This window comes from Providencia burhodogranariea DSM 19968, assembly GCF_000314855.2.
GTDB lineage: Bacteria > Pseudomonadota > Gammaproteobacteria > Enterobacterales > Enterobacteriaceae > Providencia > Providencia burhodogranariea.
Genome location: NZ_KB233222.1, coordinates 1,299,534 through 1,316,757 on the forward strand (window position 1 = coordinate 1,299,534; position 17,224 = coordinate 1,316,757).

Annotated in this window: 16 protein-coding genes and 1 pseudogene; 7 read left to right on the forward strand and 10 right to left on the reverse strand. The window is 38.0% G+C overall.

The genetic code is table 11. The features are described 5' to 3' along the window. Positions 1–138 precede the first annotated feature (138 nt). A complete protein-coding gene (locus OOA_RS05515; RefSeq protein ID WP_008911148.1) occupies positions 139–417 on the forward strand; it encodes a VF530 family protein in 279 nt (92 codons plus the stop codon). A gap of 134 nt (positions 418–551) precedes the next feature. Here the strand turns inward: OOA_RS05515 and OOA_RS05520 are convergent, their stop codons facing one another. Further along, a complete protein-coding gene (locus tag OOA_RS05520) occupies positions 552–1,484 on the reverse strand; it encodes an aromatic alcohol reductase (RefSeq protein ID WP_008911149.1) in 933 nt (310 codons plus the stop codon). Between the two features lie 145 nt (positions 1,485–1,629). Between OOA_RS05520 and OOA_RS05525 the strand changes: the two genes are divergently transcribed. The 3 genes from OOA_RS05525 (at position 1,630) to OOA_RS05535 (ending at position 4,288) form a co-directional block, all read left to right on the forward strand. Further along, positions 1,630–2,526 carry a LysR family transcriptional regulator gene (locus OOA_RS05525; RefSeq protein ID WP_008911150.1) on the forward strand — a complete coding sequence of 299 codons (897 nt, stop codon included), beginning with the start codon at positions 1,630–1,632 and terminating at the stop codon, positions 2,524–2,526. Between the two features lie 198 nt (positions 2,527–2,724). Continuing rightward, positions 2,725–3,375 (forward strand): hypothetical protein, encoded by a 651-nt coding sequence (locus tag OOA_RS05530; protein WP_040690825.1) that lies wholly within the window; start codon positions 2,725–2,727, stop codon positions 3,373–3,375. A 421-nt stretch (positions 3,376–3,796) separates the two neighbouring features. After that, the gene (locus tag OOA_RS05535; protein ID WP_008911152.1) at positions 3,797–4,288 is read left to right on the forward strand and encodes a GNAT family N-acetyltransferase; all 492 of its coding nucleotides are present in this window, start codon (positions 3,797–3,799) and stop codon (positions 4,286–4,288) included. A 117-nt stretch (positions 4,289–4,405) separates the two neighbouring features. On the opposite strand, the gene OOA_RS05540 is transcribed toward OOA_RS05535, so the two are convergent. The 5 genes and pseudogenes from OOA_RS05540 to OOA_RS05560 all read right to left on the reverse strand — a co-directional run bounded on the left by OOA_RS05540 (position 4,406) and on the right by OOA_RS05560 (position 11,336). After that, positions 4,406–6,562, reverse strand: a complete 2,157-nt coding sequence (locus tag OOA_RS05540; protein ID WP_008911153.1) for a TonB-dependent receptor domain-containing protein — start codon at positions 6,560–6,562, stop codon at positions 4,406–4,408. Between the two features lie 318 nt (positions 6,563–6,880). Continuing rightward, positions 6,881–7,354: pseudogene (locus OOA_RS05545) on the reverse strand (beta-ketoacyl-[acyl-carrier-protein] synthase family protein); the annotation flags it as partial. A gap of 7 nt (positions 7,355–7,361) precedes the next feature. Next, complete coding sequence (locus tag OOA_RS05550) at positions 7,362–8,105, reverse strand: TIM barrel protein (RefSeq protein WP_008911155.1); 744 nt, start codon at positions 8,103–8,105, stop codon at positions 7,362–7,364. A gap of 490 nt (positions 8,106–8,595) precedes the next feature. Continuing rightward, positions 8,596–9,909 (reverse strand): MFS transporter family glucose-6-phosphate receptor UhpC, encoded by a 1,314-nt coding sequence (gene uhpC / locus OOA_RS05555; protein WP_008911156.1) that lies wholly within the window; start codon positions 9,907–9,909, stop codon positions 8,596–8,598. 566 nt (positions 9,910–10,475) lie between these two features. Further along, positions 10,476–11,336, reverse strand: coding sequence for a LysR family transcriptional regulator (locus tag OOA_RS05560; protein WP_008911157.1), 861 nt, complete (start codon positions 11,334–11,336; stop codon positions 10,476–10,478). Between the two features lie 94 nt (positions 11,337–11,430). Here OOA_RS05560 and OOA_RS05565 point away from each other — a divergent pair, with 94 nt between their 5' ends. Beyond that, positions 11,431–12,285, forward strand: coding sequence for a DMT family transporter (locus tag OOA_RS05565; RefSeq protein ID WP_008911158.1), 855 nt, complete (start codon positions 11,431–11,433; stop codon positions 12,283–12,285). After that, entirely contained in the window at positions 12,282–12,578 is a 297-nt protein-coding gene (locus OOA_RS05570) for a zinc-binding metallopeptidase family protein (RefSeq protein ID WP_008911159.1), read from the forward strand. Before OOA_RS05565 ends, OOA_RS05570 begins: the two co-directional genes overlap by 4 nt. A 90-nt stretch (positions 12,579–12,668) precedes the next feature. On the opposite strand, the gene mtnK is transcribed toward OOA_RS05570, so the two are convergent. Beyond that, positions 12,669–13,868 carry an S-methyl-5-thioribose kinase gene (gene mtnK / locus OOA_RS05575; protein WP_008911160.1) on the reverse strand — a complete coding sequence of 400 codons (1,200 nt, stop codon included), beginning with the start codon at positions 13,866–13,868 and terminating at the stop codon, positions 12,669–12,671. Positions 13,869–14,017: 149 nt separating this feature from the next. Between mtnK and mtnA the strand changes: the two genes are divergently transcribed. Further along, positions 14,018–15,040 (forward strand): S-methyl-5-thioribose-1-phosphate isomerase, encoded by a 1,023-nt coding sequence (mtnA, locus tag OOA_RS05580; protein WP_008911161.1) that lies wholly within the window; start codon positions 14,018–14,020, stop codon positions 15,038–15,040. A 58-nt stretch (positions 15,041–15,098) separates the two neighbouring features. Here mtnA and OOA_RS05585 read toward each other — a convergent pair whose 3' ends face one another. The 3 genes from OOA_RS05585 to OOA_RS05595 are packed head-to-tail and all read right to left on the reverse strand — an operon-like array spanning position 15,099 to position 16,938. Then, complete coding sequence (locus OOA_RS05585; protein WP_008911162.1) at positions 15,099–15,641, reverse strand: 1,2-dihydroxy-3-keto-5-methylthiopentene dioxygenase; 543 nt, start codon at positions 15,639–15,641, stop codon at positions 15,099–15,101. Continuing rightward, positions 15,641–16,327, reverse strand: coding sequence for an acireductone synthase (gene mtnC, locus OOA_RS05590; RefSeq protein ID WP_008911163.1), 687 nt, complete (start codon positions 16,325–16,327; stop codon positions 15,641–15,643). Before mtnC ends, OOA_RS05585 begins: the two co-directional genes overlap by 1 nt. Beyond that, a complete protein-coding gene (locus OOA_RS05595; protein WP_008911164.1) occupies positions 16,324–16,938 on the reverse strand; it encodes a methylthioribulose 1-phosphate dehydratase in 615 nt (204 codons plus the stop codon). Before OOA_RS05595 ends, mtnC begins: the two co-directional genes overlap by 4 nt. Positions 16,939–17,224 lie beyond the last annotated feature (286 nt).

A 17,224-nucleotide genomic window follows, 5' to 3' on the forward strand; every position in this document is an offset into this window, starting at 1 on the left:
GAAACGAACACTAAGGATAGCTCACCAAATAAATGAACTCGATTGGCTGCTAGCATGAGCCTAACTCAGCATTTCATTGCCTCTCATTCTTCTTTCTTGTAATCTTCACATGTTTTTAATGCCAATGCAGGATGGACCATGACAGCACACGTTTCTAAAGACCCTTTACATGGTGTAACACTTGAGATGCAGGTCAATGCTCTCGTTGCCCATTACGGTTGGGTTGAACTTAGTAATATTATTAAAATCAATTGTTTTAAAAGTGACCCTAGTGTCAAATCGAGTTTAAAATTTCTTCGCAGAACTCCTTGGGCTCGCGCAGAGGTTGAAGCACTATATCTTGATTCTCTTGATGATATGATTACAGAAGAACCAACCTCTAAAAGCGTTAATCCTTGGGGTGAGCAAACGGAATAGGTGTATTGTTTTTCTCTACTAACAATAATATCTTAACCACCAACTTCTCAATATGAGCCAACCATACTGAATTTATAGTATTCATAAAAGATTGGTGGTTAAGGGACACGACAGAACTCATGATGTAAACAATATTATAAAATTAACTCTTTCAACCATGCCTCTACATTCTGAGTTTGAATATTATTTTGCACATTATAAGTTTGTGATATAGGCCACCAAACCCCATTTTCCTTAGCAAAAGCCACTCGATAACGAAGCATTTGATCATCTGGTTTATCATTAAGTTCTTTTTGCAAATACGCTAAGGTAAATGCCTTTCGGATAAAAGGCTTCCCTATGATTTTTTCAACAACATCTGCTAGTGCACGATAAGAGAGTGTCTCTCCTGCAATAAATACAACTTCATTCACAATACGTGGCTGATGAAGATAAATATCTGTCGTTAGGCGGCCAATATCAATAGGTGAAGTCACGGTAACCTGAGTACCCCATCCCCCCAGAGCATTAATCGTATTTTCAGATAAATTAACAACATCAAATGCAGGTTCAAAAAGAAAGCTAGTAAACATCCCTGTGGAAACAATAACCCATTCGGTTGAGGTTTGATTCCGCAAAACTTCTCGTACATCATATTGTTCATCCCATACGGGTTGACCACTACCTTTACCAATAGCATCGTAATCAACTCCAAATTGCCACGGGAAATAACGCTGAACGTTTGCTTTTAGCACGGCATGTGTGATTTTTAGCTGTGTACCTGAACCTGCAATAAAGCCCATACAATTAATCACTGTATGAAAAGGTTTAAAAATAGGCGTTAAGTTATCAATACCTTTTGTTGCAATATCTACAGCGATGAATGTTACCCCCATAGCTGCATATTTACGATGGCGGTCGGAAATCACATTTCCTTGTTTATCAAGGGATGTGGGTGAAACAACAACAGTTACCGTTCCATTTCTCTTAGTCACTTCAGGTACAAGTGAATCCAATACTGCTGAACCTAATTGTCCTGCTCCAAGCACTAATATCTTTTCATTTAAATTAATATTATTTATATTCACTTCAAGTATCCTTATCCACTTACACATGAAATATCTAACTTGCGATGAATATTACTACTGCCATTATGTTTTAATAAGTATCTGAACCTGGGTTAGACTGTTCGCAAAAATGGAACAATAAAATATTAATTTATTAGGACGTCAAATGGATAAACTAGAGTCGATGAAGCTGTATGTCTATGTCGTCGAAACTCAAGGTTTCGCCAAAGCAGCTGAAGTTTTGGGATTACCGCGTTCAACAGTATCTAGAGTCATAAAAGAGTTAGAAACATATCTTGGTTTACAATTACTACAACGCACAACAAGGAAATTGAGCGTAACAGCTGAAGGTCAAAGTTATTACGAAAGCTGTAAGAAAATACTCAACGATATCTCTGCTATTGAATCTTCTTTTTCAGGCAGAAGCGCTTTACCAAAAGGCAGATTAAAAATTGGTATGCCACAGTCGCTTGCCAGACATTGCTTTATGCCTCATATAAAAGAATTTCTTCGTTGCTATCCTGAGCTAGAATTAATGCTATGTTCAAGTGATAACATCGTGGATTTAATACAAGAAGGGTTCGACTGTGTTATCAGAGCCGGTGTAATAGAAGATTCAACAACACTGGTTGCGCGCCCTCTTGTCAAATTTAAATGGTCAGTTTTTGCTTCTCAAGATTATATTAATAAACATGGTAAACCAGATAATCTTGAAGAACTAATCAATCACTATGCAGTTGGTTATCTCAATCATCGAACAGGCCGTACGACAGAGTGGTTTTTTACTCAAGATGACGTTGAACTTGCAATTCGTATGAAAGAGTTATTAGTTGTAGATGATACAGATGCTTATATTCAGGCTGGAATTCAAGGAATTGGTTTAATTCGTATCGCTAGTTATCTTGCGGCTTCTTACCTTGATAATGGCCAATTAATCCCTTGTCTGGGCGGCTATTCTTTTGATCTGCCATTATCTTTGGTATACCCACAAAGCCAACATTTACGCCCTGCTATTAGAGCATTTCATGACTGGAGTACATCAATTTTACAATCTTATAAATAATATTGTCGATTATTTCATTATATAGATTCGATGAAACTTAAACTCACAATTTAGTATTTCATTATTCGCCATAGCAGTAACTAATTGGCTGCACAGATAAGCTTTATTGTAAACTCGCAAACAAACGACGGATATGTGATCAAATGTTTTTTCGTGTATACTAAAATTATAGATTGTCCAACTTTGCGAGGGCATATCATGAATACTAGAATAACGCCACCAAGGGGTAATCGGTCAATGCCTTATGTAATACCAGACACAGATGCGGATTTTAACACAAAGCTAAAAGTGCCTGAAAAAAATATCGATTATACCAAGGTTTTTTTGGAATCCGGCGTCAAAGATTTTACATTGCCTGGTTATATTACTCCTCACGGCTACAGGCTTGTAAAATCCTCAAAAAGTGACCAGTATAGACTGGTTGCTGAAGGTGATGAGCCTGAAACAGCCTATCTGGTTGAACTATGTTTCCGTACTGATATTGTTTATGGAAAAAAAACATGTACTCAGATTAAAGTTTGGAGAACTATTTCAGCCAAACATCGTGATGCTGTAAAAGAGCTACCACGTACTTTTTTCGCAAACCTACTTAATGACCATAGTATTGTTGTGTCTGATGAAGAACAAACAGGTGATGGAAAACGTTTTTGGGAAGGAATGATTGACTGGGCAATGAGTGCTGGTTACTACGTTTACGTTTCTGACGGAACACTAGAAGAGAGACCTTTAACCACTGTAAATACAATGTCTGATTTTTATAATACGTGGGATAAATTCTGTTGGGGAAATGACCGTGATGTTCACACTCATAGACTCGCTGTAATTAGCAAAATTAAATTATCTCAATAGGTGACTATATAAATAGCCCCCCTCACCTAATTGAATACACTGAAGACCTTTTATACTTCTATTGGGATAAGTTTTGATGTCGAAATAGTCGAATCCTTTTCAATAAAACTGACTATAACTTCATTTATTAAGCATGTAGCGAGTTAACCGCCACTTTACTTATGAAATTTATTATATAAATCTTTTATATCTTCAGGCTGCATATCCAAGCTCAATTCTAACGCTACTTTGATATCTTCAAAGGGTCGTTTTCGCCAATGTCACCAATGTTACTCTAAACAAGTCAGAACGACGTAAATTGACACGTCGAGGGGCTATTTGAATAAATCAACAATTTTATGATACTCATCTTCTATAGAGACGGTGTAATTCTTGGTGAGTATAATATTTACGTCCAGCACCAATAACTAAAGGTAATAATATGACCAATCCCATTTTTCGCGAAGTCAGCAAAACTGACCTAGAACGCTGTTATACCATTGAAAGTGAAGCTTATGAAGGCGATGAAGCAGCGACGCGGGAAAAAATTGCTATACGTATTCAGCAGTATCCCGAAGGATTTGTCTGCGCTGAGCTCAACGGTCAAGTTATCGGCTTTATCAACTCAGGATGTGCCTGGGAAGTTGTCATGTCAGATGAAGAGTTCAAGGAGCTGATCGGGCATGACGGCGCAGCACCCAACGTCGTGATTATGTCAGTCGTACTTGATCCAGCCTATCAGTGTAAAGGCTACGCTAGCCTTATGATGCGTGAGTTCGTTAATATGATGAAAGAGAAAGGGAAGAAATCCATTCATCTCATGTGTAAAACCCATCACATCGAGCTGTATAAAAAATTTGGCTACAGCTATATCAAACCTTCAGGGTCAGAGCACGGTGGTATGGCATGGCACGAAATGATTATGACTTTGTAATAGAAACAGATAACTCACTTAACGCAGCATTTTTGCCTATTTCCATTTAATCTCCAATAAGGCCAACATTATCGATGTAAGATGCTGGCCTTATACGCAAAATATAAATAAAAATGATTAGAATTGAGTGGTTAATCCTACGACAAAAGTCCGTCCGCGACCTGATTTCTCCTCAGCATCACCGGACATTGCTGGACTGTATGATTCATTAGTCAGATTCTCTATATTAAAGAATGTAGAAGCGTGTTTGTTGATTTTGTAAGAACCGTAGACGCTGTATAAACGGTAGCTCTCTTTACGCTCGGTTTTACCAAATCCACTTGCCTGCGTATTCCCACTGACATAATCCATCGCGGTACCAAGGGTTAGATCCTCATCGAACAGTCGGACACCTATATCAATAGTTGCTGTATCATCTGGTAAAAAGCTGATATCACCTACACCGATACCCGTTCCCCAACCCACAGGCTGATCATTTTTAGCATGAGTATAGGCTAGGTTGATATATGCGACGCGAGCATCATAAGTTCCTTGTATCTCCGTACCTCTTGAGTTAGTCGTACCCGGCGAGTTCACCCAGAGCAGTTTTTTATATTGTTCGCCCGGAACCGCTACGCTCGCGTTATAAATAAAGTCTTTAATGTCATAATTGTAGTAGTTAACCTTTAAACGCAAAACATCGTTACTAAAGAACAAATCGTTTTTTAATACGTTAGTACCTAATTCCCAACCTTTACTTGTTTCTGGTTTTAGATCTAAGTTAGCGTATTGACCACCACCGGTTCCTGCACCAATCGGCGCTAACGCCCAAAGAGCTTCACGAGCAGAAGGTGGACGCGAAGTTTGGCCATAGCTTACATAAGGTTGTAACCAATCTACAGGGTTCGCCGCTAAAGTGACCTTGGGGTTAACCGCTTGGCTTCTGTTTGATACATCAACATCGCCGCCTGTCGGTGGACAGAATCCAATACCTGGCTCACAAGGGCCACGATGTCCCGAAAGTTTCCAATAGTCATAGTTAACTGCGCCAGTCAGATCAAACATGCCCAAACCAACGGTCAGATCAGTAAAGGCACGTGCTTTATCCATTTTTCCCGGAGGGTTAGCACCACGATATTCATTCACTGCATAGTGGTCATGAGAATAAGCACCACCATAATTCCATGTGAACCAATAGGTATTATCGAAACTAAAGCGACTAGTATTCGCTAAATCAAAACCAATGGTAGTCGCTTCGGTTTCTCGCTTAGTATAAGAACCGCCAATCGTCGGGTCATACGACATTTTTGATACGTTATAGTAACTATTGAATTTAAAATCAACGAGATCATTATCTGGGGTAAAGGCATAGTTAAAGGTATAGGTAGAGTTTTTCATTTCCCAATAATAACCAGAAGTTAAGAAGCCATTGTTATACCAACGAGCTCCTAGCTTAAAATCATTAGCATCATCAGCTTTTACATGGAATTTGAGTAAACCAGATTTTGGTGAATTACTGGCATTAGGTACGTTCATTTCACCATCTTTGCCACCACGTCTATAGTTATGATAATTACTATAACTAAATCCACCCACAACATCCGCTTCTGCACCGCTATCTAACTGCGTTTTCGCACCACCGGATAACATGCCAGAGAAGCCTGAACCGTTATTACCATATTTAGTTAAGGTTCTAATACCTGCATTTTGCCCTGATAAAACCACATCATCAAAATCTAAGGTATGGAAGTTAACCGCACCAGCCAATGCTCCCATTCCGGCCGCACCATTGATACTGCCGCGCTCAACACTTACACCACTGAGTAAATTGGGGTCAACATAAATCAATTCCCCTCCCGTAGATGCATGCCCTGCTGAGTTACGAAAGGTTTGTGGTACGCCATCGATCATTGTATTAACACGACCGTCTGCTTCAAAACCGCGGATATTTACTTCTATTCCCGGCTGGCTTGAGCTCACTCGCGTAAAAGTACCCGGAATTGCACGCAGTACCGAATTAATGTCACCATTACGTTTTTCCTGTATATCTTTGCCACTCACATAACTAACGGCTGCTGGCGTGCTATAAATACTATTTTGAGTTTCATTATTTTCGCTTTCACTACCGCCACCCTCAGTAGAAACTTTCAGAGGGTTAAATTGTACTGCATCGTTATTTTGTGTGTTGTTAGCTGTTTGTGTAGTGTTAATCGTTGCAGCCCATGAAGGAACGGAAAATGAGCACAATAGCAGGCACGCATTTAACGGTGTAAGGCGGAAATTTTTGTTAGTCATTTAATCCAACACCCCAATAAATAAAGGAAAAACCAATCTAATTTATAAGCGGCTGGATATTAGCATGCCAATAACTAAATGATAAGCATTACCATATAGTATTAATTATCATTACTAAACGTGTGTATTTGTAAAAAAAACTGATGGAATGAGTGATGGATGCAAACTTATGTCAATATTGTTTATTTTCCAATCTAAATAAATAGCACTTTTTGCTAATTATTTTCAGTTTAAAACTACATTATTTATGTTAAGGGACATATGAATGAACCCATAGTACGCTTTATAAGGGCAATGACAGAGATTGCCCAAAAAAATTTAAGCTAGCCATTTCTTAAATAATAAGCTGGCATTTACACCGCCAAATCCGAATCCATTTGATAGTGCATAACTTAATGGTAATTGTTGTACATTAAGTCCAATAAGATTAATGCCCTCAGCATTCTCATCGGGATTATGCAAATTTAATGTTGGTGGAACCATTTGATCTCTTAATGCCAAAAGTGTAAATATCGCTTCAATTCCACCAGCTGCCCCCAATAAGTGCCCTGTGGCTGATTTTGTTGACGATACTGCAACGGAATTGTCATCAAATATCGTTTTAATTGCAGCTAACTCCCCTTTATCACCGACCGGTGTTGAAGTTGCATGAGCATTAATATGCTGAATATCGGTCGGTTTTATTCCTGCTTGGTTGATTGCGGTCATCATGGCTCTTGCTGCACCATTACCATCTTCTGGCCCAGCTGTTAGATGCCAAGCATCAGCGGAAGTACCATAACCAACAAGCTCACAGCCGTTAAGTGAATGCTTGGCGAAATGCATTTAATGCTATAATCGGATCGCTTGAAGCCCATCCCTCCATTGCAACTACGCCATCATAATTGATCTCTTTTAATGTTCGAGCAATCGCAGGATAATTAATTTCTCCACTACCTGGCTCTTTACGACCCGGTACATCTGCAACTTGTATTTCACCAATATATTGATGACTACGTCGTATCAACTCAATTAAATTCCCTTCACCAATTTGTGCATGATATAGGTCTAGATTCATTTTCAATCCAGCACTGTTAACGGCTCTCACTAACGCTAATGTATCTTCAGCTTTCGCAAAAGGAGTGCCAGGATGATCAATTTGTGTATTCAAGTTTTCCAACGTAAACACTTTTTTCGATTGTTCACCCAATTTAGCAAGCTTTACTAATGTTTCCTGAGCCTTCAACCACATCTCACCTGTCACATGCTCGATAGGATCAACGGGTAATCCGGTATTACTCAATCCGGTACCGTGTAAATTTAATGATGGGCACTCCAAGCGCTTCGCAATATCTATTGATAATGAGGCACTATTTAGTAGCTTTTCTATTGCAACATCGTCAATTAAGTTGCCGGAAATATACCCCGTCATAGACGTAAATTTTGCACCGGTATCAATTAATTCATCGATGTTCTTTTGTGTCCAATCCCATATTTCAACACCGAATCCCATTCGATGGAGACGTTTAACACGCTCAATAAATGGAAGATCCAAGAAAAGCATTTATGCACAAACTGAGAGTGAATATTTAGCCATAGTGATATCCTTTACCTGCATTTTTACCCCAATTGATTTGTTGTATTTTTCGTTTACTCATTAATCTTAGTGCAAAATCCAGAGGATTTATTTTATCTGATAGGTCTGATGAGTTTGAATTTAGTTCAGTTCCCTATTAACTGCAGAACATAATCCCTTCCACACTCGATGCCTTACATAAGATAAAAATCGAATTGTGGTATGTTTAAGTAATAATCTAAGGGATATACGTTCAACTACATTGCCAGTGCAATTATTATGTATCTATTTGATAATAAATAATTTAATTCAGGGATGCCTCTAAATTAAATTTAGAGGATACCTTGGTGTTATTGCATATTTTAACAGCAGGAATTAAAAATAAACGTAATAATCTAGGAGACAGATATTTCCCATTTGATATCTGTAAATTATCGCTGAAGTAGCCTGTAAATTACAGGCCACTTCATTATTCATATTATTTTTCTTTTTTCGTCATTACCATTGCTAGAGTTAATAATAAAACCAAAAAGACAGATAATCCTAATAACAATGAATAGAATCCATTCCATTGATATTTTTCAATTACAATTGATAATGGATATCCAGCAATAGAGGCGCCGATATAAGCAAATAAGCTAACAAAACCAGTCGATGCGCCAGCGGCATTCTTATGCGAATTTTCTGCTGCCGCCATTGCAATTAAGAATTGTGGACCAAAAATAAAGAAACCCGTCATAAAAAATAAAAATGAAAATACATAGGTATTGTCAACTGGAACTGCCCACAAGCAGAATGAAGATACAATAATACCCAGTGCATAGATAACGTTCATCTGAGCACGATTACCTTTAAATATTAAATCTGAACCCCAACCAGCAACAATGGCACCAAAAAAACCGCCAATTTCAAACATCATTACAACGGCGTTAGCAGAAAGTAAATTAAAACTATGCGCTTCAATAAGATATAAGTTAGCCCAATCGTTGATACCTGTTCTTACAATATAAATAACCGCATATGAAATCGCTAAGACCCATAATATTTTATTTTTAAAAATATATTGATTAAGTATTTCACGTAATGCTAAACCAGCCCCCTTTTCTTCGTATTTTATTTCCTCTAAATCATTACGCCATTCACCTACCGTTGGTAAGCCCATTGTACGAGGCCTATCCCGAAGAAAAATACACAAGCCAATACCGATAATAATTGCGATAATGCCTGGAATAATCATTCCATATCGCCAACCTAGTGCTAATGCAATACTACCAGATAATATTGGTATAATTGCACCACCGATATTATGTGAAGTATTCCAAATTGCCCACCATAATCCACGCTCATTACGTGAGTACCACGTGTTTAGTATTTTTGCACAAGGAGGCCAGCCCCAACCTTGAAAAAATGCGTTTACCATCCATAAAAAAATGAACATCGTGACTGAAGAGCTTAGGCCAAATAAAATATTGACAATACCAGTAGCAATTAACCCTAATCCCATAAAATAACGCGGATTAGACCGATCACCTACAATTCCAGATATAAATTTTGATGCACCATAAGTTAAATAAAACGCTGTGCCTACCATTCCAATATCGCCTTTTGTTATCCCAAGATCGGCCAACATCTCAGGCATCACAAAATTAAAACTTTTACGCGTAAAATAAAAAATCGCATATCCGATATAACTAACAATCATTAAATGTATGCGCCAGTATTTATATTTAGAATTAATTTCAGATTTTGACATTGTAATTTGAATGTCAGGTTCTTCTTTAAATATCGACATTTTTAGCCTCCCTATAACCTTGAGCCATCAAGCTATAACATTTAATTAACACTGGCAACTCTGATTATATGATGTTTAGTGATAAATCACTTTATTAATTCCATTGTTCAATAGTTAAGTTATTACTCGAATCTATTTGCTTATATAAAAACCGTAAAAACACAAAAAGACATCGTCATAATATTAATAAATATAAACCATTAATGTTCATGAAAAACAAACACCCAGCCTAATTTTATAAAAATAACCATAAGATAAAATAAAAACAAAAAAACCATGAAAAACCATGAAAAACAGAAAAATACCAGCATAATCATTAAGAGCTATAATCAAAAACATATTACTGATAAATCAATATATATAATTAATGTTAGTAATTGCTTAGTAATTAACATTAAAAACAAATAATTAATAATTTATTATATTTAATTTTAAATCAAAATTTCACCGTTAGTTTTTCACCATCGTATTTAATTATACTTTAGAACGGTGGCATAGCTTTGTCCCTAATGGTGTAAGGGCAATCGGATGATTGATTAATATCGAGTACTGAAGCATTAAATTAATCAATGGTGTCTTTTGAACGTATCTATAATTTCATCAACTAATAGATTAGCGATCAGGTTCTCTTTTTGGAATTCACTTCTAACAACGGCGATATCCAGAACAGGTAAATCTGGCAGAATGTCACTCACGGGTAAAATTAGATGAGCAGGAGCACAGCATCGAGTCAGCACTGAAATAGCAAGGCCACTCTCAGCCACCGCTATCTGCCCTGCGATATAAGGACTGTTATAGATAACTCGATAACCATCAGGCATGGTATTCAGGATATGAGTAATTTTTTTTCTTGCCTCACTGCCAAATTCATACATTGCTACAGGCAAAGGACCACCATCTAAAATTAATGCGGCTGCTGTTCCCGCCCAAATCAGTGGCTCACTGATCAAGAATATTCCGCGTGAGTGATCATCCCTCGTTATTATGGCTACATCGAGTTCTCCACTCTCAATTTTAGGGATCAATTGTGAAGATGGCTCACATATCAGTGAGATTTCAATTTTCGGGTAACGCTGGCTAAATGCGCGAAGTATCGAAGATAAATAATAAGACGCATAATCATCGGGAATGCCTAAACTCACTTTTCCACGCTGTTCATTACCTGAGACATGATGTATCGCTTGAGCATGAATTTTCAAAATAGTATCTGCATATCTGATTAGCTCATGGCCAGCGGAGGTTAACTGAATATTTTTAGTCTCACGATTAAACACTCGCGTTCCCAAAACATCTTCAATTTTTTTGATGTGCATGCTGATTGCCGATTGAGAACGATTCAGATGTAATGATGATGCTGTCATTGAGCCCGTATGAGCAACTGACAAGAATGTTCTCAACCATTGAATTTCAAGATCCTGCTTACTCATAATCTTACCTATTTGAAAATCGAATGATTTCATCCTGAATTATGCGCTTTTACAATAACATTCTCAACGTTACAATTTTTGGCTGGAGGAATATATGTTTACAATTCAATTTCGCTCTTCAGCTGGCGTACAAATTTGTACCATGCTATTTGGTTTATCTGCTGTATTAGCCAAAGACTTGTCATTTCCGGTAACCGGAATTGTCACTGGTCGTGCATTATGGGCATCAATTACATTATTCATTATTGTTTTAATCCTGCGTAGCTCTCAATGGAACCAACTTGCATGGCGCGATTGGTTTCATTTGTCAGTTAATGGTGTTTTACTCGCTGGACATTGGGTTTGCTTTTTTATTGGCGTTGAAAAAGGTGGAGTAGCGATTGGCACGCTTGGATTTGCCTGCTTTCCTGTATTTGTCACCTTATTAGGAAAGTTGTTATTTGGGGCGCCTATTTCAAGCCGTTCCGTGATTGCGATGCTATTAGTTGTCATTGGTTTATTTGTGATATCCCCAACAGCACTGTTTTCCCAAGAAGATGGTACCGCACTCCTCTGGGCTTTAGCTGCGGGTTTATCCTATGCGATCATTATTCTTTATAATAGCTATGCAAAAACCGCCGCTTTATCTATTCAATCTTCACTTATACAGTGTTTGGCTTGCGCATTAGTGACATTGCCTTGGGGTTATCAAGCTATTATCGACTCATTCAATGAAAGCTTTTGGCATTTAATGTTTATTGGTGTGATGTGTACAGGATTGGCTTACAGCCTACTTACCTTTGCATTAAGACACATTAACCCCAATAAAGCGGCTATTATTATTTCACTAGAACCTGTCTGGGCGATTCTTTTTGCAACACTGTGGTTTAGCACCTTACCAAGTATACAAACATTGATAGGTGGTGGATTGATCGTTACAGCTGTAGCACTTAGCGCAATAGAAAAATGAACGATAGTGGGAAACCAGACCCCACAGTTGTATTACGGTTTGATATTGATATATTAAATCATGTGGTTATGCAACATAGTGAGTTAACAGCAATTGCAACAAAACCTTTCGGAGGAAGTGAAGACGCAACCATCCTTGCAAAACGCGTACAACGTCATGGTGGTAAATCACTTTATTTTGTCGTGGGTGCCGATAGAACCGCAGGACACCATCAAGCTAAATTTGATTTTGATGAGAAAGAGATGTTAACTGCCTATAATTTATATACTGGATGCCTATCTTCATTGTTATAAATTATTTTAATTTACCTCGGTTGCACTGTCAGTCAGCCTCAAAGTACGTTCTAGCTGACTGACAAGCTTTGATTCTACTCTTTCACCAAGTTAAGAAACTCGTTTAATTTCAGTGAGTAGTTCATCAATACTATGAATCTGATTTGCACTTAAAATTAATTGACGGCCTAGGCGAATTGCATGACGAGCGCATTCATGGCGAGTGTCTTCATCTGCAATATTTTCTAAATCAAGAACATGTGATAATCCTACTGTACGACGAATTAATTCTGTACCACAAAAACCTATGCTATCGGTCAGTACTTTTTGTAAAAATGTTTCAACATAGCCACTGAATGATAATGCGATATCGCGTGTTTTAGTTTTAGCTAATTGCGTAAATAACGTTGAAAAATGGAACCATAAATCGCGAATATCATTTAAACGCTGTTCTTGCGCTTTCGCAGCTTCACGAGCAGATAATAGGCCAGTGACACCACAATAATTAAGTAATAAATTTCCGATCGCCGTACCAATATCGAAACCGATTGGCCCAAAATAGCCAAATTCTGCATCAATAACTTTCAAGCTATCATCCGCGACGAAAATTGATCCGCTGTGAATGTCACCATGTAATAAAGCTTCTGCATGAGAATAAAAACGGTGTTTAAGTGTAGCAACAGCAATTTTTAACTCATGGTCATTTCTTAATTTATCAACATCATTTTCTAATGCAGCTGGATAATTATTACGCTCATGGACAATATACGGATCATTGAAAAACAAGTCCTCCGTAATTTCACACATTTCTGGGTTAATAAATTGAGCCACCAGCGCTTTCTTCTTATGCGGTGCTAAATAAAAATCAGAAGTATGAAAAAGGGTTTCCGCTAAATAGCTTCCAAGCTGCTGTGATGCGTGTGAGTAATATTTTCCTTGAATCAAATCATTACGCCATATTTGATGTGAGGAGAGATCTTCCATCACCATTACAGCCAATTCTGCATCATAATGATGAATTTTAACTGTATGTTGTGGGCAATGCTTATAGTGCTCAATCAGTGTTTGCGCTTCTAAGCGTGCACGATCTAATGTTAATGGCCATGATTCACCAACACAACGAACGTACGGTAGTGCTTGTTTTACAATAATACGGCTATTATTTTGTGCATCACGGATTTTAAACACTAAATTTAGGTTGCCGTCGCCAATTTCGTCAGCAGAGACTAATACTGAAGGATCTTCCAGCCCACCATGTTTTTTAGCGTAAGCAATCGCGTCATTTGCTGTGAATGTTTGGTAGTGCGACATAGATATTAATCCCCTGCTCATGTATTTAACGTATTATTTAAACTTATGTCATATTAGCCCAAGTATCCGTAAAGATGTTTAGACGTCTATAATGATTCTGTGTATATTGGCATAACTTCACCAAATAAAGCAATATGGATTTAACAATTATGCAATCATTTCAAACCACAAGCTTAAAAATAGAAAATAATCAATTGTGGATACTCGATCAGCAAGCACTCCCACAAAAACAAATTTGGCTACCCGCAAATACGGTTGAACAACTTGTTGACCATATTTGTACATTACGAGTTCGTGGCGCACCTTTGATTGGTTTGTCCGCGAGTTTGCTTTTAGCACTATTAGCCGAAGAAGGCGTTTCTCAGCCTGATTTATTGACGGCATTAGAACAACTGCGTGCATCGCGTCCAACTGCTGTTAACTTAATGAATAATTTAGATTTCATGAAAAAAGTACTGCAGCAAAATAATTTTGTACCTGCCCTGTCAGATGCAGCATTATATCTGGTAGAAGAAGACAAAAATTTGTGTGAAGCCATTGCTGTGGCTGGGAATACCCTGATAAAACCAAACAGTCGGATTCTGACTCACTGCAATACTGGTGGATTAGCAACTGCTGGGATCGGTACTGCTTTGGGGGTTATTCGCCGTGGTTTTGAAAGTGGGAAAATTGACCATGTTTGGGTTGATGAAACCCGTCCTTTATTACAGGGAGGACGTTTAACTGCTTGGGAGTTAGGTGAATTAAATATTCCATATCAATTAATTTGTGACTCCATGGCTGCAAGTTTAATGTCCAAAGGCCTTGTCGATGCCGTTTGGGTCGGTGCAGACCGAATTGCAGCCAATGGCGACGTCGCGAATAAAATTGGAACGTATAGCTTAGCAGTCCTTGCGCATTATCATCAGATCCCTTTTTATATTGCCGCACCGAAAACAACATTAGATGCCAATTGTCTTAATGGCAATTTAATTCCGATTGAACAACGTGCTGCAAGCGAAGTAACGGGAGTTTCTGGACAATTCGGCACTGTTAATTGGGCACCAGAAAATGCAAAAGTTTATAATCCTGCATTCGATGTTACTCCAGCAGCATTAATTAGCGCTTGGGTGTTAGATAGTGGCATTATTACGCCAGAGCAGGTTCAGAACGGAATATTTAACGCAGCGTAATAGTAGTTTCTCTCTCAATATGTCCATTCTCTATTGAGAGAGAACTTATTTATATCCGTTAGTCTAAACGCGGATAATTTTCAGCGATATTATCGCCAGTAAATTGTGCAATCCAACCTTCAGGATTATCAAAAATACGGATCGCAGTAAAATGCGGTTGTGACCCCATATCAAACCAGTGTGGAGTGCCTTCAGGAACAGAGATTAAATCATTTTTCTCACACAATACTTGATATACTTTATCTCCTATATGCAGGCAAAATAGCCCCGCGCCCTCAACAAAAAACCGAACTTCATCCTCACCATGAATATGTTCTGATAGAAATTTAGTTCTTAATACCTCTTTTTGCGGGTTATCAGCTCGCATACTAATAACATCCCAACTTTGATAGCCTTTTTCAGCAACAAGTTTATCAATTGCATGCTGGTATGCATTAATTACCAATTCAGGTGTTGGATCAATCCCTAAATCACGATCAGCGTTCCAGCGCTCAAAACGGACTCCTTTAGCATTGAGTTGTTCACGAATTTTATCCGCATCATCACTGAACCAAAGCGGTTGTGTTGATTCATTTTCCGAGTAAATAGTCAGTGCGCTCATTAAGCAATGTCCTCCAATTTAATTTCATCAAATAAATGAACCTGATGATGGGTACTAATTGTGTCTGCATCGTCACGGATCAACTGAATTGTGTGCCAACCTGCGGCTTTTGCTGCATCAAGCTCATGGTATATATCCGATAAAAATAATAATTCATTTGCAGGAATACCAATATTATCAGCGATATTACGGTAAGATTGTTCTTCTCTTTTTGCACCAACACGAGTGTCAAAGTATCCAGTAAATAACGGCGTTAAATTCCCTTCATCGCTATAACCAAATAATAATTTTTGGGCGTCGACTGAGCCAGATGAGTAAACATAAAGATCAATGTTTTGTGTTTTCCAGTTTAAAAAAGTTGGTAAAACATCTTCATATAAATGCCCGGTAAAATCGCCCTTTACATACCCCTCACGCCAAATAATTCCTTGAAGCGTTTTTAATGAAGTAGACTTTTTATCTTCATCCATAAAACGTAATAACGTTTCAATCAATTGCTCGGTGCTAGCATTTGGCTGTGCAATTTCTGCTCTTAGTTCAACAAGTGCTTCGTTTACTGATTTTTCATCTTGATATTGAGCAATAAAATCAGCTAAGCGTTCGCGTGCATAAGGAAATAAGATATTATGGACAAAACGAATATCAGTTGTCGTTCCTTCAATGTCAGTCACAATAGCGCGGATCATAGTCTCTCCAGCAGGCGGCGCTGCATTTCACACTCAAGTAAAAATTCTAGCCCTTCTAAATGACGAGCGGCTTCTTGGATCGTGTTACCCCAACAGGTTAACCCGTGCCCTCTTAATAAAAAACCATAACGTAAAGGGTTTTGTACCGCATACTCTTCAATACGTTTTGCTAATGCATCAATATCTTGGTCATTATCAAAAATAGGAATGACCACTTCATCTAAATGGCTGACTTGCCCACTTAACGATTTCTGCATCTCATAACCAGTAAGCACTAATTTGTCAGTACTAATGACTCTTGATAAAATCGTCGCATTCGCTGTGTGAACGTGTAAGACTGAAGATACTTGCGGAAACAAACGATAAACAAGCGTATGTAAACCCGTTTCTGCCGATGGTTTACGGCCTGATGGCACATGATTTGTTTTGATATCGACTTGTAAAAAGTCCTCTGCGGTTAGGCTTCCTTTATCTTTTCCAGATTCACTTAGCCAGCACCATGTTTCATCCTCGCGTACTGACATATTACCACCAGTAGCTGGTGCCCAGCCCTTACCCCCTATCCAATGACACGTTTGCGCCAAGGTCTTGAGCTGTTGATGTTCTATCATGGTGTTCCCTTAAAGTTTTTTCTTTTTTAGTTATATTCTATTGGTAAATACACAGCCAAAAAATCGACGTCTAGACATCTAAACATCCTTATGGTCAGATACTAACATCATGAATTATTTGCAGCAATATAAAAATGAACGTGAATACTACCCTTCTATCAAATAAGAAATATACATTTTAATCACGTTAAAATAACTTCAACTCATTGATATTAACATTGATTTCAAAACCAATCATTTAACATGAATTTATTTCATCATTGAAGAGAATAGTTTTAATGGATTA